The sequence below is a fragment of the Bradyrhizobium sp. JYMT SZCCT0428 genome, assembly GCF_018131075.1.
In the GTDB taxonomy this organism is placed as follows: domain Bacteria; phylum Pseudomonadota; class Alphaproteobacteria; order Rhizobiales; family Xanthobacteraceae; genus Bradyrhizobium.
This window is the reverse complement of record NZ_JAFCLS010000010.1, coordinates 23043-48359: the sequence shown is the minus strand read 5'-3', so window position 1 is coordinate 48359 and position 25317 is coordinate 23043. Positions and strand designations below refer to the sequence as shown.

Below are 25317 nucleotides of genomic sequence, written 5' to 3'. Positions count from 1 at the left end.
ACGAACGCATGTGGTCGAACCAATTTTCCCGGCGCCGTTTGGGCAAGCTTGCAGGATGGGCGGCGCTCGACCTGTCGACGGGATCGGTCAAGTCAGCCGATGCACAAAGCAGTTCCAGCGGCCAGAAATCCATCGCGGCCTTTCCGGTTGATTTTAGATGGGGCACCGCGACCTCGTCCTATCAGATCGAAGGCGCCGTCAACGAGGACGGTCGAGGGCCGTCGATCTGGGATCGTTTCGCGCACACGCCCGGAAAAATTGCCGATCACAGCACCGGCGACGTCGCCGACGACCACTTTCATCGCTACAAGGACGACGTCCAATTGATGAAGGCGCTGGGGACGAAGACCTATCGCTTCTCGATCGCATGGCCACGTGTTTTCCCGGAAGGAACGGGCGCGCCCAATCCGAAGGGCCTCGACTTCTACAACCGGTTGCTCGACGAGCTGCTGGCCAACGGCATCGAACCGTTTGCCACGCTGTATCATTGGGACTTGCCGCAGGCGCTGCAGGACCGCTTCGGCGGCTGGATGTCGCGCGACACTTCGAAAGCCTTTGCAGATTACTCGGGCTATGTCGCCGAGCGCCTGAGCGACCGCGTCAAGCATATCTTCACGATCAACGAATGTTCGAGGCTGGTTCAACTCGGCCATGGCCTTGGCCTCGACGCGCCGGGCCTGACACTGTCGCAAGGCGAACAGAACCAGGTTCGTCACCACGTTGCCCTTGGGCACGGCCTTGCCGTGCAGGCGATCCGGGCACACGCCAGCGCCGGAACCAAAATCGGCCTCGCCGAGAACATGGTCAACTGCATCCCCGCGATCGAGACGCCGGCGAATATCCGCGCCGCCGAGATCGCGGTGCGCGAGCTCAATGCCGGCTATCTGACCGCAATCCTCGAGGGAAAATTCACCGACGCCTATCTGGCGCAGGCCGACGCCCCGAAACATACCGCCGACGATCTCAGCATCATTTCATCGCCGATCGATTTCGTCGGGTTGAATGTCTACACGCCAGACCATTACGTGCTGGCCGCGGACAATTCGCGCGGCTACACGCTGGCGCCGTTTCCGGCATCGTTCCCGCATATGGATGCGTCCTGGCTGAGGATCGGGCCGGAGGCGCTGTATTGGGCGCCGCGTCACGCGGCGAAGATTTGGGGCGTGAAGTCGATCTACATCACCGAGAACGGGACGTCGTCGACCGATCAGCCGGCCGCGGACGGCAACATCTATGACGTCGACCGCGTCATGTATCTGCGCAACTATCTGTTCCATCTGCAGCGCGCGACGTCGGAGGGTATCCCGGTGGCCGGGTATTTCCTGTGGAGCCTGATCGACAATTTCGAATGGATGGACGGCTACCAGAAACGCTTCGGCATCTACCATGTCGACTTCAACACCCAGCGCCGCACGCCGAAATTGAGCGCGTCATTCTATCGGGAAGTTATCAAGCAGAACGCGGTGGTGTGAGGTGGCTGATGGCCCTCTCTCCGTCGCCCCGGCCTTGAGCCGGGGCCCATACGCCGCGGCCCATCCGTGAAGCGACGTCGTCAGTTAGCGTCTACAACAATGACCGCCGCGGAGTATGGGTCCCGGCGTTCGCCGGGACGACGTGAGAGGCGAGTACGCGCCGCTCAAAACATCTCGAAATATTCGCGATGCTCCCACTCCGAGACCTCCGCCTGAAATCGCTCGATCTCGGCGTTCTTGATGTGGACGTAATAGTCGACGAACTCTTTTCCGAACGCCCCGCGAAAAAACGGATCGTCGTCGAGTGCGGTCACAGCTTCACGCAGCGTTTTCGGCAACAGCGCCGCCTTGGTCTCATATGGCGTGTCGGCGGAGGGTCCGGGGTCGAGCTTGCGGTCGACGCCGTCGAGGCCCGAGAGAATCTGCGAGGCCATGTAGAGATAGGGATTGGCGGCGGGCTCGCCGATGCGGTTTTCGAGGCGCGTTGCGGCATCATTGGGGCCGCCGAGCACACGGATCATGACGCCTCTGTTATCGCGGCCCCAGATCGCGCGGTCCGGCGCCAGCGAATAGGTGCGATAGCGCTTGTAGCCGTTGATGGTCGGCGTTGTGAACACGGCGGAGGCGCGGGCGTGGACCAGCAATCCGGCGAGATAGTTGCGCGCAAACGGGCTCAGCACCTCGTCGCCTTCGGTGGTCATGAAGGCGTTCGCGCCGCTGGTGCGCGACACGATGGATTGGTGCAGGTGCCAGCCGGACGCGAATACGTTCGGCAGTTTGGGCCGGCACATGAAGGTGGCGTGGTAGCCGTGGCGCCGGGCGACCTGCTTCACGGCGCTGCGGAACAGCACCATGTTGTCGGCGGGCGTCAGCCCCCTGGTCGGCGCGAACGTAAACTCGCATTGGCTCGGGCCGAACTCGACCTCGACCGACCGCAGCGGCAGGCCGAGCGCCAGCACGTCGCGCCGGATGATTTCCAGCACCGGCTCCATCTGGTCGTAGCGCTGCTCGGTCAGGTATTGATAGCCGTGCGACAGCAGGCTCACCGACGGCGGCTGACCGGGTTGCCCGGCATCCTCCGGGGCCATCTTTGCGTCTTCGAGCTTGAAGATGTGAAACTCGACTTCGAGGCCTGCGACAAAATCGTAGCCGCGCTGGCCGAGTTGATCGAGCACGCCGCGATAGAGATGCCTTGTGGCGAACGGCACCGGGCGGCCATCGCTGAAATGGAGGTCGCACAGCAGCCAGCCGGTCGTCGGCGCCCATGGCAGCACGCGGAACGTGGTGGGATCCGCGACCATCAAGACGTCGGCGGCGCCTTCCATCTCGCGCATGCCAAAACCGCCCCCGGATGTGAACACCGGAAATACCGTGCGGTGCGAGGTGTCCTTGGCGAGCATCGTGGTGGTGATGGAGCAGCCGCTCTCCAGCGAGGCCAGCGCCTCGCTCGCGACCAGCGTCTTGCCGCGCAGGATGCCGTGCTGGTCCGGGAATGACAGCCGGATCACTTCGAGTTTTTGCTCTTCGACGATACGGCGCAGGCGGCTAGCCGCCTCCTTCTGCTCCGCCGACCACAGGCCGTGACGCTCCACGAAGCTCAACGCGTCACTCCCTTTCTTCTCCCTCGCCCCGCACTTGCGGGGAGAGGGTTGGGGTGAGGGGCCTCTATCCTCACGAGCGGTAATGGTGAGACCTTTACCCCCTCACCCGGATCGCAAGGGCGATCCGACCTCTCCCCGCAAGCGGGGAGAGGTGAACCGAAACCTCGGCGTCTGCTCAATTCCGGCAAATCCATCACTCAGCCGCCGTCAGATGCCGGATCTTGTCGGATATCTCGCCCGGCACCGGCGCGGCCCATGGCGCGCCGCGGCGGCGTTTGACGTCGACTTCCATCCAGTAGATTTCCCAGCCTCTCGTCGGCCCGATGCCGTCCATGGTGGCGGGACCCTGGATGCTGCGCGCGCGGGAAGAGTCGAGGAACATGAACGGCTTTTCGCCGCCGGAAACTTTTTCGATCTCCTGCCGCAGCAGGCGGCGATACTGCACGATCGCCTTGTCTGAGGTGCCGAGATGTTCGTTGGTGCGGTCCTGGATCGCACCCATCGATTCCACTGCCCACTGGTCGTGCACGTTGATGTCGGCGCCCATGCCGGTATAGGTCTCGGTCGCCTGTTCGTGCGGATCGAACCCGTAATCGTTCGACTTGTTCTTGCGCGATTTGTAGTCGGGCAGCTCATAGAGTTCGAGGCGCTGGTCACGCATCTTCTTCTTGTCGACCGGCGCCGTGTAGGAGGTGAAGATCGCGTACCAGTAGCAATTCTCGTCATCGACCGGTACGTGCCACTGCGTGATCGTCATCTCCGTGCTCATCGGAATCACGAAACCGTGCGGAAATAATTGATTGGTGACGCGCACATGGGTGCGCTCCTCGTCGATCTCGCGCAGCGCGATCAGCCGCAGCCCATATTCGGTGTGCTCGACATTGATGATCGGGTTGTCGTATTCGCGCAGGATTTTCGTCATCGGCATGTCTGAGCCGGCGGACGCGCCGCGGAACTGCTTTCCGTAGCTGGCGGACGTATCCTCGTCCTCGAAGAAGCGATGCAGGAAGGAGGCGTGCGCCGGATCGATGCCGACTTCGAGCGCCTGCAGCCAGTTGCAATTGATGTGGCCCTTGAACGCAAACGTATGGCTGTCGGGCGCGATGAAGCAGTCGATCTCCGGAAATGCCGGCGGCTCGCCTTCGCCGAGGTAAGCCCAGAGCATGCCGCTCTTCTCGACCACGGGATAGGAGCGCTGTTTGATGCCCTTGCACAGGTTCGAGCCCTTCGGCTCCGCCGGTGTCTCGATGCACTGGCCCGATGTGTCGAACAGCCAGCCATGGAACGCGCAGCGAAGGCCGCCGTGTTCGAGCCGGCCGAAGGCCAGATCGGCGCCGCGATGCGCGCAATGGCGGTCGATCAGGCCAAAGCTGCCGTTCTCGTCGCGAAACAGCACGAGGTTCTCGCCGAGCAGCTTGACGGCTTTGACCGGCCGCGGGCCCTGCAGTTCGTCGACCAGTGCGGCCGGCTGCCAGTACATCCGCATCAATTTCCCGCAGGGGTCTTTTGGCCCGGTGCGGGTGATCAGGTCGTTCGCATCCTGGCTCATCATGGCGTTCAGCCCTTTCGTCGGAGGCAGTTTGTTCGCCTATTGAACGAATGGGCGAATTATGCCATGACTGGAGAGGACGGCAAGCACAATTTTGAACGCTTCCAATCGGAACGGCCAATGCCAAAGCTGAAACGCGCCGAAGGCGAAGAGCGCGCCACTGATTTTGTCGAGAGTCTCGACCGCGGCATCCGCCTGCTCCAGGTGTTCGGCACGATCGGGGGTCCGGCGACGTTGAGCGATCTGGCGCGCGCCGCCGATCTGCCGCGCGCCACCGCCCGCCGCATCCTGTTCACGCTCGAGCATGGCGGCTTCGTCACTTCGGACGGCAAGCTCTTCACGCTGACGCCGCGCGTGCTGACGCTCGCCGCCTCCTATCTGCAATCGAGTCAGGTGGTGACGGTGCTGCAACCGGTGCTCGATCGGATCGCGCTGGCGGCGCAGGAAATAAGCTCGCTCGCGGTGCTCGATGGCGACGAGGTCGTTTTCATCGCGCGCGGCAGTCCGACGCGGGTGTTCTCCGCCGGCCTCGACATCGGCTACCGCCTGCCAGCGTTCTGCACCTCGGTCGGCCGCGTCATGCTCGGCCAGTTCGACGATGGCGACCTCACGGCACGGCTCGCCGCTATGCAGCGCGAGCCGATGACGCCGCACACGGTGACCGATTCAAAACGATTGCTCGCTTGCGTGCGCGGCGATCGCGAACGGGGCTATTCGCTGGTCGATCGCGAGGCCGAGCCGCATTTCCGTTCGATTTCGGTCCCGGTGCGCCGTTACGACGGCGTGATCGTCGGCGCCATCAACATGGGCGCACATGTCGACCGCGTCTCGACCGCTGAAATGATCGATCGGTTTCTGCCGCTGCTGAAAGAGGGCGCGGAGTCGGTCAGATCGATGTTGCTGTGATTTCCGTAGGGTGGGTGGAGCGAAGCGATACCCACCCTCTATTGAGGCCGCACATCAACAAAGGTGATGGGTTTCGCGGAGTTTATCATCGGGCGCGCATTCGCGCGACCCGGTGGCTCTACCCATCCTACAGCCGCATGGCTGAATTTTTCTGCCTCTTGCCATGAACGCGATCCCCTCCGGCCTGCACGAAGCTGATGCAGATGCCGCGAGAGATCGAATGAACAATCCCAATTGGGCTGTCCGTATTGTTGCCGTCCCTCCCGGCGAGGCGCCGCTATGGGTACGCCAGAAATGGGTCGGCCTCGATTTGCCGGTCGTGCGCTATTCGGCGCATCGAAAACTTCTCGCCTTCGGAGTCCTCTCCATACCGCATTCATGGCCGGCGCAATGGGCAGCCATTCTCCGTGGACGCGCAGAGCGAGTCGCCGGCTATGCGGTGGCGGCAGCACCCGCTATCGGTATTCTCGCCAAAGCGAGTCCGGAGGCCGCCGCATGGTGGCGCGAGAACACGCCGCACCTGATCGCGCCGAAGCGCTATCTCGTGTTTCACGAGGAAGTCTGCCGGATTGCCGACATCTGACGGGATGCTAAATCCGCCTGAGCGCGGCGGCGATCAGTTCGAACTTGGCGACGATCTGCGGTGTCACCAGATAGCGAAGCGTGCCCGCAACCGACAGGCTGACGACGATCGTGACGATGGTGTACTGCGCCGTCAACACCGCCAGTATCGCGCGAAGCGGGCGTGGCCGGCTCCTCGGCATCTTCGCGGCGATGCGGATGGGAGCGTCGTCTTCAAGGGTACTCATGCGATTTCATCCTGCATGGCGGCTCGGCGGATCGCATCACTGTTCGGATCGCAGTTGATCGAGGCGCGACCGCAGTTGCCGGTTCGCCCGTTCGCTGGCGCGCAGCTTGCGCGCCCAGTTCAACTCAACGACGCCTCCCGTCTCGCTTGCGCCTGAAAACACCAGGCCTGCCGCGAACCGATCGCGCCAGACCAGCCGCGCCAGGCAGGAAATTCCCTTGCGTTCGATTTCGAAATCCACCTCGTCGGGCACGAGGGCGGAATTTTCAAACTCGATCCGGGCCCCGAACTGGCTGAAGTTGCGCACGACGCAGGCGAGCGTCGACAAGCGGGCGTTGAACGCGACCCTTCCGCCGTAATAGACGCGGGTTCTCGGCAGTTTGCGGCGCTCGGACATGATCTGTATTCCCTGCGTTTAACGCTTTGGTAACACTATTAAAGGGTGTGTTTCCGCAAGGAACCGTTGCGGTGGTTAACCGCGGCCTTGGTTAATGGCGCCGTTCTTTCGCGAGCGGTGCACGAAGACACCGCGCCTGTCACCCCCGCGCGAACATCCGCGCTTCATCGTGCAGCACCGGCGCCACCGCATCGACCAGCCGCGACGCGGCGTCGTTGACGTTGAGCCCCGCGGTATCCACCACGGCTGACGCGCGGGCGTAGAGTGGTTCGCGGCTGACCAGAATGGTGCGCAGTTCGGCCATCGCGGAGCGATCATCCGCCATCGGGCGCAGGTCGCCCTGGCCGCGCACGCGCGCCATGTGTTCTTCGGGCTTCGCCTTCAGCCAGATCGTGTAGAACGACGACAGGATCAGGTCGAACGTCAGGGGTTCGGAGACGATGCCGCCGCCGGTTGCCAGCACCATCAGCTCCTTGCGCGCCAGCAATTGCCCGAGGGCTGCCTGCTCCATGCGCCGGAAGCCTTCCTGGCCGTAGAGCGCGATGATCTCGGCGACGGACAATCCGTTCTGTGCCTCGATCTCCTTGTTGAGCTCGACGAAGCTCCAGCCGATTTTCTTCGCCAGCATCTTGCCGAGCGTTGATTTGCCGGCGCCGCGCAGGCCGATCAGCGCGATGCCCGAGAACGACATCTTGCGATGCGCCGCCGTACTTCCGCCCGCGAGCACATCCTTGGCCTGCGCGATCTGCGCGGATGTCGCCTTGCGCACGAGGTCGCGAATGACAGCCCAGTCGGGCACAGGTTCGGTGGAGGGAATGAGGTCTTCCAGATGCGCGCCCATCGCGTTCGACACCCGGCGCAGCAGCACGATCGAGACGTTGCCCTTGCCGCTTTCGAGCTGCGCGATATAGCGTTCGGAAATGCCGGAAACTTTCGCGAGCACCTTTCGCGACATGCCGCGCAACGCCCGCATGGTGCGCACGCGCTGGCCGAGCTGCTCAAGAAAGCCGGTTTCGGGATCGCTGGTTTCGGACATTTCCCTTGGGTAGCCCCTTAGCTCGCCCCGGCCGCAAATCGGCGCGTTTCGGAAACATAATGCCGATGAGGATTGACAGCAAGCGCAGCCGGTGGTCTTTGTATGAATTATAATTCTTAAAATCTGGGAGAAGCGTCTTGAGCGGCACGTCCGGTTCCTACAATGCGGTGACCTGGCTGCTTGATCGCAATGTTGACGAGGGCCGCGGCGCCAAGCTCGCCTTCACCGATACGGTCTCCGAACTGACTTATGGCGATCTGCAGCGGCAAAGCCGCCGCGTCGCCAACATGCTGCGCCGGCTCGGCGTCCGCCGCGAAGAGCGCGTCGCGATGATCATGCTCGATACGGTGGATTTTCCCAGCGTCTTCCTGGGCGCGATCCGCGCCGGCATCGTGCCGGTGCCGCTCAACACGCTGCTGACGTCGGATCAATACGCCTATGTGCTGGCGGATTGCCGCGCCCGGGTGCTGTTCGTTTCCGAAGCGCTCTATCCCGTCGTCAAAGACATCGTCGGCCGGATGCCTGACCTCGAACACGTGATCGTGTCCGGCAAGGATGCGCACGGCCACAAGAAGCTTGCCGACGAACTCGCGCGCGAGAGCGACACCTTTGCAACCGCGGCGACGCATCCCGACGAGCCCGCCTTCTGGCTCTATTCGTCGGGCTCCACCGGGATGCCCAAGGGCGTGCGCCACCTGCATTCCAATCTCGCCGCCACCGCGGAAACCTACGCCAGGCAGGTGCTCGGCATTCGCGAGGACGACGTCGGCCTCTCGGCGGCAAAGCTGTTTTTTGCCTACGGCCTCGGCAACGCGCTGACCTTTCCGATGTCGGTAGGCGCGTCAACGGTGCTGAATTCCGATCGCCCGACGCCGGCGGCGATGTTCGCGCTGATGAACAAATACAACCCCAGCATCTTCTTCGGCGTGCCGACATTGTTCGCGGCGATGCTCAACGACGAGACGCTGAAGGACACGGGCGCCGGCCAGCGGCTTCGCGTCTGCACCTCGGCGGGCGAGGCGCTGCCGGAATCGGTCGGCAATGCCTGGAAGGCGCGGTTCGGCGTCGACATTCTCGACGGCGTCGGCTCCACCGAGCTCTTGCACATCTTTCTGTCCAACGCGCCCGGCGACATCAAATACGGCTCGTCCGGCCGCCCCGTGCCGGGCTACCGGGTGCGGCTCGTCAATGAAGCAGGCGCCGACGTGCCCGATGGCGAGGTCGGCGAATTGCTGGTCGATGCGCCGTCGGCCGGCGAGGGCTACTGGAACCAGCGCAGCAAGAGCCGGCAGACCTTTGAAGGCCACTGGACCCGCACCGGCGACAAGTACATCCGCGACGCCGACGGCCGCTACACGTTCTGCGGCCGCAGCGACGACATGTTCAAGGTATCCGGCATCTGGGTGTCGCCGTTCGAAGTCGAGAGCGCGCTGATCACCCATCCCGCGGTGCTGGAAGCCGCCGTGGTGCCCGAGGCCGATCCGGAAGGCCTGCTGAAGCCAAAAGCCTTCGTGGTGCTGCGCGCCGAAACCAAAACCGACGGCCTGCATGATGCGCTGAAGGAGCACGTCAAGCAGAAGATCGGGCCGTGGAAATATCCGCGCTGGATCGATGTGGTCGACAGTTTGCCGAAGACGGCGACGGGAAAAATCCAGCGGTTCAAATTGCGGGATGGAGCAAACTAACTAGCCGTCATGGCCGGGCTTGACCCGGCCATCCACGTCTTACTTCGCTGCTAACAAGGACGTGGATGCCCGGGACAAGCCCGGGCATGACGAAGACAAGAAGAGTATTCGCATGACCCTCTCCCCCACCGGCTTCCTCACCATCGGCGCCGCCAATCTCGAATACCGCATGATCGGTCCGTCACCTCAGGACGCGCCGACCATCGTGATGCTGCATGAAGGCCTCGGCTCGGCCGGCCTGTGGGGCGATTTTCCGGACAAGCTTCAGGCCGCCACCGGCGCCGGTGTCTTTGCCTACTCGCGCGCGGGCTATGGCGCTTCCACACCGGTGAAACTGCCGCGCGCCGTCGACTACATGCACAGCGAAGCGCTCGACGTGCTGCCGAAACTGCTCGATGCGATCGGCTTTCGCCGCGGGCTGCTGTGTGGCCACTCCGACGGCGCCTCGATCGCGGCGATCTATACCGGTGCGCATCAGGATCACCGCGTCGAAGGCGTCGTGATGATCGCGCCGCATTTCATCGTCGAGGACATCTCGGTGAGCTCGATTGCCAAGATCAAGACCACCTATGAGACCTCGGACCTGAAGGCAAAGCTGGCGCGCTGGCACAAGGATGTCGACAACGCCTTCCATGGCTGGAACGGCGCCTGGCTCGATCCAGATTTCCGCAACTGGGATATTTCCGAATACCTCGCCTATATCCGCGTGCCCGTGGCGATCCTGCAGGGGCGGGATGACGAGTATGGGACAATGCGCCAGATCGAGATCGCCCAGGAAGAGTGCTACTGTCCCGTCGATGTGACCGTGATCCCGGGGGCGGGACACCAGCCGCATCGGGAGGCGCCGGGGGCGACGCTGGATGCGGTCCAGGAATTCGCAAACGCGGTGTTGCGTGTTGACGGCTCGCAGGGACGGGCCGCGTAAGCTATTTTTCCGTGCACTGTTTGGGACTGTCGGTCGTCGGGTCATGCCCCGATGACCACGCCGCCTCTGGCCACGGGCAATCTTCCGCTGCCGCGATGGGCCTATGTACCGGGCGAGGCTGTTGAGGCCGACGCCGACTACGAAACGCTGGCGCAGGTCACCGCGCTGGTGCCGTCGCGGTTCGGCGGCCATGTGCCGGCGCGGCATCCGGCGCTGCGCTACGCGTTGCGGCTTAACGACCACGGCTATTTCTGGGAGTCGCAGGAGATCCTTGAGGCGGTGTGGGCAGCCGCACCGCAAGGCGGCCGCGAGCGAATCCTGCTGCGCGCCTGCATCCAGATCGCGACCGCGAACTTGCGCCTGCGCATGCAAAAGCCGCACGCCGCAGCAAGGCTGCTCGGCGAGGCGCTCGCCGAACTCAAGGCGCTCGGCCTGCGCAACGCCGGTGGCGACGGCTTCGCCGACGGTTTCCCGGTTTTGGCCCTGGCCGAACTCGTCAAGGTCAAACTGGGGCGACCACAGCTTGCCAAGGCCGATTGGGTGGCGTTTGGCTCCGCGAGCCGAACATGAAACAAAATGCATGTTCCGACGTTTTGGACTAGACCTGAGCAAAAACATGCATTATTGTGCATGTCAGGTAAGGCTAACAAAAGCGTCAGGGTGGCCCAATGGCTGGCGAAGATCGCGTCCTCGCAGGCGGTGCAAAATACATCGATTTCCAGACTGATCCGTCGCGCTACCGGCATTGGAAGCTCGATGTCGATGGTGACGTCGCGACGCTGACCATGGATGTCGATGAGAATGCCGGCCTGTTCGAAGGCTATCAGCTAAAACTCAATTCCTACGACCTCGGCGTCGACATCGAGCTTGCCGACGCCGTGCAAAGGCTGCGCTTCGAGCATCCGGACGTAAAAGTCGTGCTGATGCGCTCGGGCAAGAACCGCGTGTTCTGCGCCGGCGCCAACATCCGCATGCTGGCGGGCGCCACCCACGCCCACAAAGTCAATTTCTGCAAATTCACCAACGAAACCCGCAACGGTCTGGAAGACTCTTCGGAGAATTCCGGCCAGCGTTTCATTACGGTCGTCAACGGCACCGCGGCCGGCGGCGGCTATGAACTGGCGCTGGCGACCGATCACATCATGCTTGCCGACGACGGCTCGGCGGCGGTGTCGCTGCCGGAAGTGCCGCTGCTCGCCGTGTTGCCGGGCACCGGCGGCCTGACCCGCGTGGTCGACAAGCGCAAGGTGCGCCGCGATCACGCCGATTATTTCTGCACCATCGAGGAAGGCATCAAGGGCAAGCGCGCCGTGCAATGGCGCCTGGTCGACGAGATCGTGCCCAACAGCAAGCTGGAAGCCAAGGTCGCTGACCGCGCCAGGGAATTCGCCGCCGCCTCCAGGCGCAACGGCAATGGCAAGGGTCTCGCGCTGACGCCGCTTCAGCGCACCATCAATGAGGCCGGCATCCGCTACGGCTTTGTCAGCGTCGATATCGACCGCGCGCAGCGCATTGCCACCATCTCGATCAAGGCGCCGGAAGAAGCCCCGCCCGCCGACATCGACGGGCTGCTCGCGCAAGGGGCGGCGTTCTGGCCGCTGCAGGTCGCGCGCGAACTCGATGACGCGATCCTGCATTTGCGCATCAACGAACTCGAGACCGCGATGCTGCTGTTCAAGTCGCATGGCGACCGCGCAGGCGTCGTCGCCTGCGACGCGTTCCTCGACGCCAACAAGACGCACTGGCTGGTCAACGAGATCAGGCAATACTGGAAGCGCGTGCTCAAGCGCATCGACGTCACCTCGCGCACGCTGGTGACGCTGGTCGAGCCCGGCTCCTGCTTCGTCGGCACGCTGGCCGAACTCGTGTTCGCCGCCGACCGCTCCTACATGCTGATCGGCCAGAAGCAGGGCGACAACCGCGCCCCGCCGACCATCGAACTGACCGCGATGAATTTCGGGCCGTATCCGATGAGCCATGGCCTGACGCGGCTGCAGTCGCGCTTCCAGGCCGATCCGTCCGATCTCGAGCGCGCCGAAGCGACTATCGGCACCACGCTCGACGCCGAGGCGGCCGAAGAGCTCGGCCTCGTCACCTTCGCGCTCGACGATATCGACTGGGATGACGAGGTGCGGGTGTTCCTGGAGGAGCGCACTTCCTTCTCGCCCGACGGCCTCACCGGCATGGAAGCGAACTTACGCTTCGTCGGGCCCGAGACCATGGAATCGAAGATCTTCTCGCGCCTCACCGCGTGGCAGAACTGGATCTTCCAGCGCCCCAACGCCGTCGGCGAGGACGGCGCCCTGCGCCGCTACGGCACCGGCCAGAAGGCGCAATTCGATATGACGCGGGTGTAACGAAAAGCCGCCGTCATCCTGAGGTGCGAGCGCAAGCGAGCCTCGAAGGATGATTGGTACCAAGCCAGCATCCTTCGAGACGCGGCGAAGACGCCGCTCCTCAGGATGACGGCGGAGCAAGAAGCGATGCGAGCCACAATGAAAAGGAGCACGCCATGAACTTCATGAACGTCGACTACTCAACCAAGATTCCCAACAACGTGAATCTCAGTGAAGATCGCCAGGTGCTCAAGGCGCTCGAAGGCTGGCATCCCGGCTACATGGATTGGTGGAGCGACATGGGGCCGGAAGGCTTCCAGCAATCATTGGTCTACCTGCGCACCGCCTATTCGGTCGATCCGCGCGGCTGGGCCAAGTTCGATTACGTCAAGATGCCGGAATATCGTTGGGGCATTCTCCTTGCTCCCCAGGAGGAAAATCGCGTCATTCCGTTCGGCGAGAATTTTGGCAAGCCGGCCTGGCAGGAAGTCCCGGGCGAACACCGCGCCACGCTGCGCCGCCTGATCGTGATCCAGGGCGACACCGAGCCGGCCTCGGTCGAACAGCAGCGCCATCTCGGCAAGACCGCGCCCTCGCTGTACGACCTGCGCAATTTGTTCCAGGTCAATGTCGAAGAGGGCCGCCATCTCTGGGCGATGGTCTATCTCTTGCAAAAGTATTTCGGCCGCGACGGCCGCGAAGAGGCCGATGATTTGTTGCGCCGCCGCTCCGGCGACGCGGATTCGCCGCGCATGCTCGGCGCCTTCAACGAGGCGACGCCCGACTGGCTGTCGTTCTTCATGTTCACCTACTTCACCGACCGCGACGGCAAGATGCAGCTGCACAGCCTAGCGCAGTCCGGCTTCGATCCCTTGTCGCGCACCTGCCGCTTCATGCTGACCGAAGAGGCGCATCACATGTTCGTCGGCGAGACCGGCATCAGCCGCGTCGTGCAGCGCACCTGCGAGGCGATGAAGGCGGCAGGGATCACCGATCCCACTGACATCGCAAAAGTCCGCGCGCTCGGCGTGATCGATCTGCCGACCATCCAGAAGAAGCTGCATCTGCATTATTCGCTGTCGCTGGATCTGTTCGGCTCGGAAGTCTCGACCAACGCCGCGAATGCCTTCAACGCCGGCATCAAGGGCCGCTACAAGGAAACCCAGATCGACGACGACCATCAGCTGAAGAACGCGACCTATCCGGTTCTGAAGCTGGTCGACGGCGTGATCAAGCGCGTCGACGAGCCTGCGCTGACCGCGCTCAACATGCGCCTGCGCGACGACTACACGCAGGATTGCGCCAAGGGCATGCTGCGCTGGAACAAGATCATCTCGCTCGCCGGCTACCAGTACAAGCTGACGCTGCCCGACGTCGCTTTCCACCGCCATATCGGCGAGTTCAAGGACATCAACGCGACCCCGGAGGGCGTGTTGATCGACACCGCCACCTGGAACGCGCGCAAGAACGATTGGCTGCCGTCATCGGACGATGGCGACTTCATCGCCTCGCTGATGACCCCGGTCACCGAAGCCGGCACCTACGCCTCCTGGATCTCGCCGCCCAAGGTCGGCATCGACAACAAGCCCGGCGATTTCGAATACGTGAAAATCGAGACGTGAGGCGCTTGCTTAACCTCTCCCCGCTTGCGGGGAGAGGTCGCCGCGCTCTTGTGCGGCGGGTGAGGGGGTACAGGTCTCACTCCGCTCTGAACTCGTGGATAGAGCCCCTCACCCCAACCCTCTCCCCGCAAGAGCGGGGCGAGGGAGCGGACCACCGGTGACGCCACACACTAGCCCGCGATCTCCAGTCCCGCATTCGCGTACACCACGCCGCCATCGACCGCGATGGTGTTGCCGACGACATAATCGCCGGCGCGCGAGGCGAGATAGATCGCAATTCCCGCCATATCCTCATCGGTGCCGATCCGCTTGGCCGGAATGCGTTTTGCGACTTCATCCGAGTGATCGCGCGCGGCCTTGTTCATGTCCGACTTGAAGGCGCCCGGCGCGATCGCGGTGACGTTGATATTGTCCTTGACCAGTTTGGTCGCCATGCGCCGCGTCAGATGGATCACCGCGGCCTTGCTCGCGGCGTAGGAATAGGTCTCCGTCGGGTTGACGAAGATGCCGTCGACCGAGGCGATGTTGATGACCTTGGCCGGCCGTTCGTGCGAGGCCGCCGCGCGCAGCGGTTTCGCCAGCGCCTTGGTCAGGAAGAACAGCGACTTGACGTTGAGGTCCATGACCTTGTCCCAGCCGCTCTCCGGAAACTCGTCGAACTCCGCGCCCCAGGCGGCGCCGGCATTGTTGACGAGGATGTCGAGCTTCGGCTCGAGCTTGATCATCTCGGCGGCCAGCCGGTCGCAACCTTCGACCGTCGAAATATCGATCGGCAGCGCGATGCACTCGCCGTCATAGGCCGCGGTGAGCTCCTTTGCGGTCGCCTCGCAGGGACCGGCCTTGCGCGCGGTGATGTAGACCTTCGCAGCTCCCTGCGCGAGGAACCCGGCCGCGATCATCTTGCCGATGCCGCGCGACCCGCCCGTCACCAGCGCGACGCGGCCTTTCAGTGAAAACAGATCCTTGAACATGCGTTCCTCCTTTGCTTTGCCAGCGGTTTTGAGCGCGAGGGGAGGGCGAGTCAAGGAAGTCCACTCCTGTCGTCCCTGCGAACGCAGGGACCCATAACCACAGGATCCGATTGTAGCGGAAGGTGACTGCTCCATCGCTTAGCCGATGGGCCGCGGCGTATGGGTCCCTGCGTTCGCAGGGACGACGACAATCAAGCCGCGTCGATGCGCCGAAAACCGTTCCACATCGCGGTGGCGGCGCCGGAGGTCAGCACCGGGATGATGCGCTCGTCCTGGTAATTGCCGTTGAGCGAGACCCGCTGCAGCGCAGTCAAATGACCGGCGCTTTCCGGGAAGATCATGCCCGGCCGGGTCGTCACCGCGGTCTTGAAGCCGGCCGCCTTGGCGAGTGTGAACTCCCGCTGGCCGGCGGCGATCTTGTCGCCATAGGGATAGGCAAGATGCAGCACCGGGCGTTGCAGCGCCGCCTCGATCCGCATCCGGCTGGTGGCGATCTCGAAATTCGCGGTCGCCTCGGTCTGCTTCGCCAGATTGCAATGCGTGATTGTATGCGCGCCGATGGTCACCAGCGGTTCGTCGGCAAACGCCTTCAACTCGTCCCAGGACATGCAGAGGTCGCGGGCGATGTTCGTCTCATCCACATCATATCGCGTGCAGAGCGCGGAGATTTCGCGTTGCACGTCGAGCTCGCCCGGCAGGCTGCGCAGCCACTCGTGCAGCCGATCGAAGGCGACCTGCTTGGCCGCCGGCGTCGAGGCATCGAGACGGGTAACCACGCCGCCAATCGGCACCTCGATCGAGGAAGCCTTGGCGAGCGCCAGCTCCATTGCAACCCACCACAACCGGCCGGTGCCTTCGGCGAAATCGCTGGTGACGTAGACCGTCATGGGTGCGTCGAATTCACGCATCACGGGCAACGCGAAATCGCGATTGTCGCGATAGCCGTCGTCGAAGGTGAAGCAGGCGAAGCGCCGCTCGAACTTGCCCTGGGAGAGCCGCGCATGCGCCTCGTCCATGGTGACAAGGTCGACGTTGATGGACCGCAGATGCGCGAGCACCGCGCGCAGGAACTCCGGTTCGACCTCGAGATGATAATTGGGCTGGAATTCCACGTCGCGGCGAGGGCGCACGTGGTGCAGCATGAAAATAGCGCCGATACCTGCGAAGATTGGTCGCAGCAGATAATGCGCACCGGAGAAGTACAGCGCTTCCAATCCGGCGCGAATGACAGTGTTGCGGAGCATTTTCATCAGGACTTGCCGCCTGTTTCATTATGTTTCCAACTTAGCGGCAGACCGTTGAATAAACGGTTAGCCGGGCAAATATCCGCACCCCGACGCTTCTGTGTCATTTCGGGTTTGACAGCCCCGCAAGGGTTTGTTTTCTCTCTGTTCTCGGTGCCGCCGATTTGAAGTCCCTACACGGGCTCCGCGAATTCGATTAGGGACTTCAAATCGATAAGCGGCACCGGAATTTGTTATTTAGCTAGTGCCCCTCTTGTTTCCGAAGTTCGTATCAAGGGTGCCGCGACAGCGGACGAACTTCGGAAACGGGGCACTAGCCCCTTGGGAACTCGAATGCGCGTACTTAATAGGTGGAGTGGCAAATGGTGGCCGGGTGTGATTCCGCTCGTCATCCTTTGGGCTTTCGCCGCCTGGACAACCACAGCACCGCTGGAAGCCGACCTGGCGCAGCGTTCTACCACAGCGCTAAAGGACACCGTCCTCGACAAAAGGCGAATAGCGGTTGCGGGCCGCGACGTGACGTTTGCAGCCGAAGCATTCTCGGAAGAGGGCCGGCAGAGCGCGGTTGCGTCGGTGGAAGCCGTGCCGGGCGTGCGGCTGGTCAACGACGAAACCCGCCTCGTTCCCGAAGCCAAGCCGTTTGTGTGGTCGGCTGAACGCGACGTCGTCCGGGTCACGCTGGGCGGCAGTTCGCCGCTGCCTTCGAGCAAGAGCAAGCTCATGGAAGCCGCGCGCGCGATGCTCGGTGGCGTCGAGGTCTCCGACCGGATGAATTTGGCGCGCGGCGCGCCGCAGCGTTTCGACGCTGCCGCGCTGCTGTTGCTCGACCAGATCGCAAAACTGAAGGATGGAAAGATCACGCTGTCCGACAACAAGGTCACGCTGTCAGGGATGGCGCGTGAACTTGGCGGCCGGGAAGCCATCGCCGCCGCGCTGAAAAATCTCCCCGAGGGTTATTCGGTCGCGGCCAACGACGTCAAGGCGCCGCCCTACATCTTCCAGGCCTACAAGGATCCGGTTGCGGTGACGCTGACGCTGACCGGCTACGTGCCCGACAACAACGCCCATGCGGCGCTGGTGGCGGCGGCGGGCCGCAAATTCTTCAGCGAGAAGGTCGTCGACAATCTCAAGGCCAGTATCGGTGCGCCATCGGGATTTGCCGCCGCCGTCTTGCCGGCGCTTGGCGCGCTGTCGCGGCTGTCGACCGGGACGCTCGTGGTCAGCGACCGCGAGGTGAAGCTGTCGGGCGACGCGCTTTACGAGGCGGCCGCGACCCAGATCCGTGCCGGCCTTGGCAAGGAGTTTCCGCAGGGATGGCAATTCAAGCCTGAAATCTCGGTCAAACCGACCGCGGCGCCGGTCGACCCCACGGTCTGCCAGCAGCTGTTTACCGACCTGCTCGGCAAGGCCAGGATCCGGTTCGAATCTGCCAAGGCCGACATCGTGGCTGACTCTGCCGGGCTGCTCGATCGGCTGATCGAGACCGCATTGCGCTGTCCGAACGCCAATATCGAGGTCGTGGGGCATACCGATTCCGACGGCGAGGAGCCTGCCAATCAGGCGCTCTCGGAGAAGCGCGCCCAGGCGGTCACGGATTATCTGGTCAAGGCAGGACTGCCCGCGAACCGTTTCACATCGACCGGCCTTGGCAGCACCCAGCCGATCGCCGGCAATGACACCGATCAGGGCAAGGCGCAGAACCGCCGTATCGATTTCGTGGTGAGGTAAGGATGGCCTATCTGGCGTCGTTCTTCTGGGGCTGGCTGTTGGGGTCGCTGCTGCTTGGCCTCGCCATGGGCTGGATTTCCATCGTCCAGCACGGCGAGGGCGTGTCGAAAAAATGGAAGCGGTGGCTGGCGGCGCTAGCGGTCGTCCTGGTCGCGGCCGCGGTTTCGCGCCTGGTTCCTGGCCGGTTTGGCTACTGGCTCGACCTCGGGCTGATCCTGTTCGCGCTCTATCTCTGCGGCTGCGCGGTGGGGTCGTGGCTGCGGGACTGGGTGGTCTCGCGCAGCGCGCCCGCGGCCTGAAGCGCTCGATATGACCCTTTCCGGCCCCAGGGACCCGGGCGGTCCGAGTTGCGGACCCCGCTCCGGACGCGCAGAATGCAGCAAAACTGTGCATTCATTGTCATCAATACCGCCTAATAGGTTGAAGAACCGCGTTTTATTGTCGTTAGACGAATTCCACTCCGGCCCAAAACGCGCTACTGGAGTCCCCAGGGAGCAGCGGAGCGTCGGCGGAATTCGCACCGTTGCCGTCGTCGCGGGATCGCAATTCGAGGTCTAGATGCTGGAAGCAATACGCAGGGCGATTTCGTTTCTGCGCCAGAAGCAGGTCCTGCATAAGCTCGGGGTTGTGATCAGTGTCGCGGTCATCGGAACCGCGTGCTACGTGCTCTATCACATGCTGCGCGGCATCGACACCAACGAGGTGATCGAGGCCATCAAGAGCACCGAGCCGCGCCAGATCGTGCTGGCGGCGCTGTTCGTGGCGGCGGGTTACTTCACGCTGACCTTCTACGATCTGTTTGCGGTGCGGGCGATCGGCCACACCCACGTCCCCTACCGCATCACCGCGCTGGCCGCCTTCACCTCCTATTCGATCGGCCACAATGTAGGCGCAAGCGTCTTCACCGGCGGCGCGGTGCGATACCGGATTTATTCGGCCTGGGGTCTGAACGCGATCGACGTCGCCAAGATCTGCTTTTTGGCCGGGCTCACCTTCTGGCTCGGCAACGCCGCCGTGCTCGGGCTGGGCATCGCCTATCATCCGGAAGCCGCGGCTTCGATCGATCAGTTGCCGATCTGGCTCAACCGTGCCCTGGCGTTTGCGATTATCGCCGGCCTCGTCGGCTATGTGGTCTGGGTCTGGACCCAGCCCCGCGGCGTCGGCCGCGGACCGTGGAGCGTGACGCTGCCGGGCGGGCCGCTGACGCTGCTGCAGATCGGCATCGGCATCGTCGACCTCGGGTTCTGCGCGCTGGCGATGTATATGCTGGTGCCGGACGGGTCCAATGTCGACTTTATCTTCGTCGCGGTCATCTTCGTCTCGGCGACGCTGCTGGGTTTCGCCAGCCATTCCCCTGGCGGGCTCGGCGTCTTCGATGCCGCCATGCTGGTCGGCCTCTCGCAGATGGACCGGGAGGATTTGCTGGCCGGGATGCTGCTGTTCCGGGTCCTCTATTATATTGCGCCTTTTGTCATATCTGTAATCTTGCTGACGCTTCGGGAGGTTATTCTCGGTGCGCGGTCGAAGCGCCTGCGCCAATTGACGCCTGGCCCCGACGCCGAGCCGAGGCGTGAGGCCGTCTATGTGCGCGAGCGTGGAGACACCGGCGCCTGAAAGCGCGTAAAAGACGCAAAAGACAGAGGGAACAAAGCCAACAATGGCGATCGACGATTCCTCCTCTTCCTCCTCCTATCTTGCCCCATGGTCCGACCGGTTACGGCATTCGGCCATTATCCTGCTGGTTGCCGGCCTCGCTTTGTCGGTATTCGTCGCCACCGGCGAACTCGGGGTGGCGCGCGCAATTGCCGCCTTTATCTGCATTGCCGCCGCGGCCCTGGTGCCATGGCGGCTGCATGATGCGGCCACCTCGCGCGAGGACGTTCGCGGCGTCAACCCGGTCGAAGCTGCCGCTGTCAGCGCCGTCGTGGCCGGCATGCCGGATCCGGCCGTGCTGCTCGACCGCGCCGGCCGCGTCCTCCATCTCAATGCGGCGGCAGCCCAGCTGGCGCCTGCGCTGCGCAAGAACGAGCTCGCCCAGTTCGCGCTTCGCTCGCCCGAAATCATCACCGCCCTGCGCGAGGCGATCGCGACCACCGAACCGCGCCGCGCGACCTATCTCGACCATGTGCCGGTCGACCGCTGGATGGAGCTGATCATCACGCCGGTGCCGGTGCCGACGCTGTTCGGCGGCACCGACAAGTGCATGCTGATGACGTTCCACGACCAGACGCCGCTGCGCCGGGTCGAGGAGATGCGCGCCGATTTCGTCGCCAATGCCAGCCACGAACTGCGTACACCGCTCGCCGCCCTGTCCGGCTTCATCGATACGCTGCAAGGGCCGGCCAAGGATGACGTGAAGGCGCGCGAGCGCTTTCTCGGCATCATGCACGCGCAGGCGACGCGCATGGCGCGGCTGATCGACGATCTCTTGTCGCTGTCGCGGGTCGAATTGTCGGCGCATGTTCGGCCCGACACTTCGGTCGACATCGTGCCGATCATCCGCCAGGTCGCCGACGGGCTGGAGCCGCTGGCGCATGAGCGTCAGGTCGCGATCGATATCGATCTGCCGGAGCTGCCGGTGACGATCGCGGGCGATCGCGAGGAACTGCTGCGGCTGTTCGAAAATCTGATCGAGAACGCGCTCAAATATGGCGCGTCCGGCGGCAAGGTCATCGTCTCGCTGGTGCAGGCGGCTTCCGCCGACGGCACGCCTGAAGTCCGCGTGCTGGTGCGCGATTTCGGGCCCGGAATTGCCCCGGAACACCTGCCGCGGCTCACCGAACGGTTCTACCGGGTCGATGTCGGCGACAGCCGGGCGCAGGGTGGAACCGGGCTCGGTTTATCCTTGGTGAAACATATTGTTAACCGCCATCGCGGCCGGCTTTTGATCGAAAGCGTGCCCAAAAACGGGGCCACTTTTACCGCCTGCTTTCCCCAGGCGAAACCCCCGGCGGGGGCTTAAACTCCAGCGATTTCAATCGCTTGAGGCTGTCATCCAACTGTCATCGAACCTTCGTAAAAGCTCTATTGACCGCACCTAAACGGATGCGGCGTGAGCGCGATCGGGCGTTAACAGGCGCTTCGCTCACCAGATGGAGACCAGCCATGAATTTCATCAAGACAATCGTCGCGGCAGGCCTCGTCGCCGCCTCGACCTCGGCATTCGCCGCCGATATCACTGGCGCGGGCGCCACCTTCCCGTTCCCGGTCTATTCCAAGTGGGCCGATGCCTACAAAAAGGAGACCGGCAACGGTCTGAACTACCAGTCGATCGGCTCCGGCGCCGGCATCAAGCAGATCCTGGCCAAGACCGTGACCTTCGGCGCCACCGACGCGCCGCTGAAGGCTGAGGCCCTCGAAAAGGATGGCCTCGTGCAGTGGCCGATGGTGATGGGCGCGATCGTCCCCGTCGTGAACCTCGAAGGCATCAAGTCGGGCGAACTCGTGCTCTCGGGCGAAGTGCTCGGCGACATCTATCTCGGCAAGATCAAGAAGTGGGACGATCCTGCGATCGCCAACCTCAATCCGAAGCTGAAGCTGCCGACCGACGCCATCACCGTGGTCCGCCGCTCCGACGGTTCGGGCACCACCTTCAACTTCACCGACTATCTGTCGAAGTCGAACGCCGAGTGGAAGGCCAAGGTCGGTCTCGGCACCGCGGTCGAATGGCCGACGGGCGTTGGCGCCAAGGGCAATGAAGGCGTTGCCGGCAACATCGGCCAGACCAAGAACGCGATCGGCTACGTCGAATACGCCTACGCCAAGCAGAACAAGCTGACCTATGCCGCGATGGTCAACAAGGCAGGCAAGACCGTGCAGCCGACGGTGGCCTCGTTCCAGGCTGCCGCGGCCAACGCCGACTGGGAGAAGGCGCCCGGCTACTACGTGATCCTGACCGACCAGCCCGGCGAAACCTCGTGGCCGATCACCGCCGCGACCTTCATCCTGATGCACAAGTCGGCGACCGATAAGGCCGCGTCCCAGGAAGCCATCAAGTTCTTCAAATGGTCGTTCGAGAAGGGCGGCAAGATGGCTGAAGACCTCGACTACATCCCGATGCCGGACTCCGTGGTCAAGCTGATCGAAAAGACCTGGACCGCCGAGATCAAGAGCTGAACTTGAGAACAAGAGCCGGACCGCGTTCCGGCCCGGCGACAATGGGAGCGTGCTCCCACTCTGCCCAACCCGGGTCTTTCCGGGTTGGGTCTTTCCCTCCGGGCAGGAGGGCGAATACGGGCGGGTCTGGTTTGCCGAGTGACTTGATCGACAGGGTCTTGGTCGACAGGGGTCTTGGTTCAAGAGTCCGGTGCAAAACCGGCGCCGGGTCCGGGGCAGTTGGGCTATACAGTACAGGGGATTGGCGTGGCAGACATGGCCGTTCAGAGCGACGTGATGGAAGCTGCAGGACCTTACGATCGCGCCAGGGCCCTCAGCGCCTTCAAGCTTGGTGACGTTACCTTCTATTGGCTCACGCGGGCCTGCGCGATCTCGGTGCTGCTCATTCTCGGCGGCATCATCTTGTCGCTGATCGTCGGCGCCTGGCCTGCGATCAGGGAATACGGCTTCTCGTTCCTGTTCACCTCGCGCTGGGCGCCGTCGGCCGATCCTCCGGTGCTGGGCGCGCTCGGGCCGATCTACGGCACGCTGATCACCTCCGTGATCGCGATGATGATCGCCATTCCGGTCGGTATCGGCATCGCGATTTTCCTGACCGAGATTTGTCCGATCTGGCTGCGCCGTCCGATCGGGCTCGCGGTCGAACTGCTCGCCGGCATTCCCTCGATCATCTACGGCATGTGGGGCTTCTTCGTGCTGGGGCCGTTCTTGGCCAACTCGTTCCAGCCGTTCATGATCAGCATCTTCGACGGCGTGCCGGTTCTCGGCACCATCTTCGCAGGTCCCCCGTCCTATCTCAGCCTGTTCAACGCCGCGTTGATCCTGGCGATCATGGTGCTGCCCTTCATCACCTCGATCTCGGTCGACGTCTTCAAGACGGTGCCGCCGGTGCTGAAGGAGGCCGCCTACGGCGTCGGCTGCACCACCTGGGAAGTCGTCCGCAACGTCGTGATCCCCTACACAAGGGTCGGCGTGATCGGCGGCGTGATGCTGGCGCTCGGACGCGCGCTCGGCGAAACCATGGCGGTCACCTTCATCATCGGCAATTCGTTCAAGATCTCGTCCTCGATCTTCGCGCCGGGCACCACGATCTCGGCGGCGATCGCCTCCGAATTCGCCGAGAGCGACGGCCTGCACCAGTCCGGCCTGATCCTGCTCGGCCTGCTCCTGTTCGTGCTGACGTTCTTCGTGCTGTCGGCCGCCCGGCTGATGCTGATGCGGCTGGAAAAGAAGGCGGGGAACTGAGCCATGAACCCGATTTACGCCTCCCGCCGCCGCAACGACATCATCATCCGCGGCCTCTGCGTCGGCGCCGCTTTGTTCGGCGTCACCTGGCTCGCGCTGATCCTGTTCACGCTGTTCTATAACGGCCTGGCCGGCCTCAACCTTGCCGTCTTCACCCAGGACACGCCGCCGCCCGGCTCGACCGATGGCGGCCTGCGCAACGCCATCATCGGCTCGATCATCATGACGGTGATCGGGGTCGGCATCGGCGCGCCGCTCGGCATGCTGGCCGGAACGTATCTGGCCGAATACGGCAAGCATGACCGGCTCACCTCGGTGATCCGCTTCATCAACGACATCCTGCTCAGCGCGCCCTCGATCATCATCGGCCTGTTCGTCTACGGCGCCATCGTGGTGCCGATGGGCGGCTTCTCGGCCTTTGCCGGCTGTCTGGCGCTGGCCGTGATCGTGATCCCCGTGGTGGTCCGCACCACCGAGGATATGCTCGGCCTGGTGCCCAATCCGCTGCGCGAAGCGGCGTCCGCACTCGGCCTGCCGCGCTCGCTGGTGATCAAGCGCATCGCCTATCGCGCCGCGCGAAGCGGCCTCATCACCGGCGTGCTGCTCGCCACCGCCCGCGTCGCCGGCGAAACCGCGCCGCTGCTGTTCACCGCGCTGTCGAACCAGTTCTTCAGCCTCGACCTCACCAAGACGATGGCGAACCTGCCGGTCACCATCAACAACTTCGTGCAGAGCCCCTACGAATACTGGAAGCAACTCGCCTGGAGCGGGGCGCTGCTCATCACCCTGACCGTACTCGCCCTGAATATTGGCGCGCGCATCCTCGGCGCCGAGAGGACAGCAAAATGAACGATCTCTCCGTATCCGTGAGTGCTGCGAACGGACCTGTTCCGCAGGTCGCCTTGCCCGACGCGCCGCCGAAAGTGACCGCGCGCGGCCTGAACTTCTACTATGGCGAGCACCACGCGCTGAAGAATATCAACCTCACGCTCGGCACCCACCGCGTCACCGCCTTCATCGGACCGTCCGGCTGCGGCAAGTCCACGCTGCTGCGGATCTTCAACCGGATGTACGACCTCTATCCGGGCCAGAAGGCGACCGGGCAATTGATGCTTGACCAGACCAACATCCTCGACCCCAAGCTCGATCTCAACCTGCTGCGCGCCCGGGTCGGCATGGTGTTCCAGAAGCCGACGCCATTTCCGATGACGATCTACGAAAACATCGCCTTCGGCATCCGCCTCTATGAGAAGATCTCGAAATCCGAGATGGACGGCCGCGTCGAAAAGGCGTTGCGTGGCGGCGCGCTGTGGAACGAGGTCAAGGACAAGCTGAATGCCTCGGGCCTCAGCCTGTCCGGCGGCCAGCAGCAGCGGCTCTGCATCGCGCGCACGGTGGCGGTGCGCCCTGAAGTGATCCTGTTCGACGAGCCCTGCTCGGCGCTGGACCCGATTTCGACCGCCAAGGTCGAGGAATTGATCACAGAATTGGCGGAGGACTACACCATCGCCATCGTGACCCATAACATGCAGCAGGCGGCGCGCGTCTCGGACAAGACCGCCTTCATGTATCTCGGTGAACTGGTCGAATTCGACGACACCAACAAGATTTTCACCTCGCCGAGCGATCGACGCACCCAGGATTACATTACCGGCCGGTTCGGCTAAGCGCACATC

General features: G+C 63.3%; 23 protein-coding genes. 16 read left to right on the top strand and 7 right to left on the bottom strand.

Annotated features, from left to right (window positions below; translation table 11 throughout):
• The first annotated feature begins 8 nt into the window (after window positions 1-8).
• Window positions 9-1472: a GH1 family beta-glucosidase gene (locus JQ575_RS12355; protein ID WP_212033468.1), complete on the top strand. Its 1464-nt coding sequence runs from the start codon at window positions 9-11 to the stop codon at window positions 1470-1472.
• Between the two features lie 164 nt (window positions 1473-1636).
• Here JQ575_RS12355 and JQ575_RS12350 read toward each other — a convergent pair whose 3' ends face one another.
• Window positions 1637-3073, bottom strand: coding sequence for a glutamine synthetase family protein (locus JQ575_RS12350; protein WP_212033467.1), 1437 nt, complete (start codon window positions 3071-3073; stop codon window positions 1637-1639).
• A 193-nt stretch (window positions 3074-3266) separates the two neighbouring features.
• Window positions 3267-4625, bottom strand: coding sequence for an aromatic ring-hydroxylating dioxygenase subunit alpha (locus JQ575_RS12345; RefSeq protein WP_212033466.1), 1359 nt, complete (start codon window positions 4623-4625; stop codon window positions 3267-3269).
• A 117-nt stretch (window positions 4626-4742) separates the two neighbouring features.
• On the opposite strand from JQ575_RS12345, the gene JQ575_RS12340 reads away from it, so the two are divergent.
• Together JQ575_RS12340 and JQ575_RS12335 are read left to right on the top strand one after the other, a co-directional pair.
• Window positions 4743-5528 (top strand): IclR family transcriptional regulator C-terminal domain-containing protein, encoded by a 786-nt coding sequence (locus tag JQ575_RS12340; protein ID WP_212033465.1) that lies wholly within the window; start codon window positions 4743-4745, stop codon window positions 5526-5528.
• 220 nt (window positions 5529-5748) lie between these two features.
• A complete protein-coding gene (locus JQ575_RS12335; protein WP_212033464.1) occupies window positions 5749-6111 on the top strand; it encodes a hypothetical protein in 363 nt (120 codons plus the stop codon).
• Window positions 6112-6118: 7 nt separating this feature from the next.
• Here the strand turns inward: JQ575_RS12335 and JQ575_RS12330 are convergent, their stop codons facing one another.
• From JQ575_RS12330 to JQ575_RS12320, 3 genes are all read right to left on the bottom strand, one after another.
• Window positions 6119-6337, bottom strand: a complete 219-nt coding sequence (locus JQ575_RS12330; protein WP_212033463.1) for a hypothetical protein — start codon at window positions 6335-6337, stop codon at window positions 6119-6121.
• A gap of 36 nt (window positions 6338-6373) precedes the next feature.
• Window positions 6374-6733, bottom strand: coding sequence for a PilZ domain-containing protein (locus JQ575_RS12325; RefSeq protein ID WP_212033462.1), 360 nt, complete (start codon window positions 6731-6733; stop codon window positions 6374-6376).
• Between the two features lie 139 nt (window positions 6734-6872).
• Entirely contained in the window at window positions 6873-7769 is an 897-nt protein-coding gene (locus tag JQ575_RS12320; protein ID WP_212033461.1) for a helix-turn-helix transcriptional regulator, read from the bottom strand.
• 137 nt (window positions 7770-7906) lie between these two features.
• Between JQ575_RS12320 and JQ575_RS12315 the strand changes: the two genes are divergently transcribed.
• From JQ575_RS12315 to boxB, 5 genes are all read left to right on the top strand, one after another.
• Complete coding sequence (locus tag JQ575_RS12315; RefSeq protein WP_249166611.1) at window positions 7907-9454, top strand: benzoate-CoA ligase family protein; 1548 nt, start codon at window positions 7907-7909, stop codon at window positions 9452-9454.
• A gap of 112 nt (window positions 9455-9566) precedes the next feature.
• A complete protein-coding gene (locus tag JQ575_RS12310) occupies window positions 9567-10379 on the top strand; it encodes an alpha/beta fold hydrolase (RefSeq protein WP_212033460.1) in 813 nt (270 codons plus the stop codon).
• Between the two features lie 51 nt (window positions 10380-10430).
• The gene (locus JQ575_RS12305; RefSeq protein WP_212033459.1) at window positions 10431-10949 is read left to right on the top strand and encodes a DUF309 domain-containing protein; all 519 of its coding nucleotides are present in this window, start codon (window positions 10431-10433) and stop codon (window positions 10947-10949) included.
• Between the two features lie 98 nt (window positions 10950-11047).
• Entirely contained in the window at window positions 11048-12736 is a 1689-nt protein-coding gene (gene boxC, locus JQ575_RS12300) for a 2,3-epoxybenzoyl-CoA dihydrolase (protein WP_212033458.1), read from the top strand.
• A gap of 164 nt (window positions 12737-12900) precedes the next feature.
• Window positions 12901-14337: a benzoyl-CoA 2,3-epoxidase subunit BoxB gene (gene boxB, locus JQ575_RS12295; protein ID WP_192735721.1), complete on the top strand. Its 1437-nt coding sequence runs from the start codon at window positions 12901-12903 to the stop codon at window positions 14335-14337.
• A 170-nt stretch (window positions 14338-14507) separates the two neighbouring features.
• Here boxB and JQ575_RS12290 read toward each other — a convergent pair whose 3' ends face one another.
• Window positions 14508-15308, bottom strand: a complete 801-nt coding sequence (locus JQ575_RS12290; protein WP_212033457.1) for an SDR family oxidoreductase — start codon at window positions 15306-15308, stop codon at window positions 14508-14510.
• 191 nt (window positions 15309-15499) lie between these two features.
• Window positions 15500-16558: a polysaccharide deacetylase family protein gene (locus JQ575_RS12285; protein WP_212033456.1), complete on the bottom strand. Its 1059-nt coding sequence runs from the start codon at window positions 16556-16558 to the stop codon at window positions 15500-15502.
• A gap of 327 nt (window positions 16559-16885) precedes the next feature.
• Between JQ575_RS12285 and JQ575_RS12280 the strand changes: the two genes are divergently transcribed.
• From JQ575_RS12280 to pstB, 8 genes are all read left to right on the top strand, one after another.
• Window positions 16886-18280, top strand: coding sequence for an OmpA family protein (locus JQ575_RS12280; protein WP_212033455.1), 1395 nt, complete (start codon window positions 16886-16888; stop codon window positions 18278-18280).
• A 2-nt stretch (window positions 18281-18282) separates the two neighbouring features.
• Window positions 18283-18579 carry a hypothetical protein gene (locus tag JQ575_RS12275; protein ID WP_212033454.1) on the top strand — a complete coding sequence of 99 codons (297 nt, stop codon included), beginning with the start codon at window positions 18283-18285 and terminating at the stop codon, window positions 18577-18579.
• A gap of 259 nt (window positions 18580-18838) precedes the next feature.
• Window positions 18839-19894, top strand: coding sequence for a lysylphosphatidylglycerol synthase domain-containing protein (locus JQ575_RS12270; RefSeq protein ID WP_212033453.1), 1056 nt, complete (start codon window positions 18839-18841; stop codon window positions 19892-19894).
• 43 nt (window positions 19895-19937) lie between these two features.
• Complete coding sequence (locus JQ575_RS12265; RefSeq protein WP_212033452.1) at window positions 19938-21242, top strand: ATP-binding protein; 1305 nt, start codon at window positions 19938-19940, stop codon at window positions 21240-21242.
• A 143-nt stretch (window positions 21243-21385) separates the two neighbouring features.
• Entirely contained in the window at window positions 21386-22396 is a 1011-nt protein-coding gene (gene pstS / locus JQ575_RS12260) for a phosphate ABC transporter substrate-binding protein PstS (protein ID WP_212033451.1), read from the top strand.
• Between the two features lie 255 nt (window positions 22397-22651).
• Entirely contained in the window at window positions 22652-23641 is a 990-nt protein-coding gene (gene pstC / locus JQ575_RS12255; protein WP_212033587.1) for a phosphate ABC transporter permease subunit PstC, read from the top strand.
• A 3-nt stretch (window positions 23642-23644) separates the two neighbouring features.
• Window positions 23645-24490 (top strand): phosphate ABC transporter permease PstA, encoded by an 846-nt coding sequence (gene pstA / locus JQ575_RS12250; protein ID WP_212033450.1) that lies wholly within the window; start codon window positions 23645-23647, stop codon window positions 24488-24490.
• The gene (pstB, locus tag JQ575_RS12245) at window positions 24487-25308 is read left to right on the top strand and encodes a phosphate ABC transporter ATP-binding protein PstB (protein ID WP_212033449.1); all 822 of its coding nucleotides are present in this window, start codon (window positions 24487-24489) and stop codon (window positions 25306-25308) included. The genes pstA and pstB overlap by 4 nt, the downstream gene beginning before the upstream one ends.
• The last annotated feature ends 9 nt before the right edge of the window (window positions 25309-25317 follow it).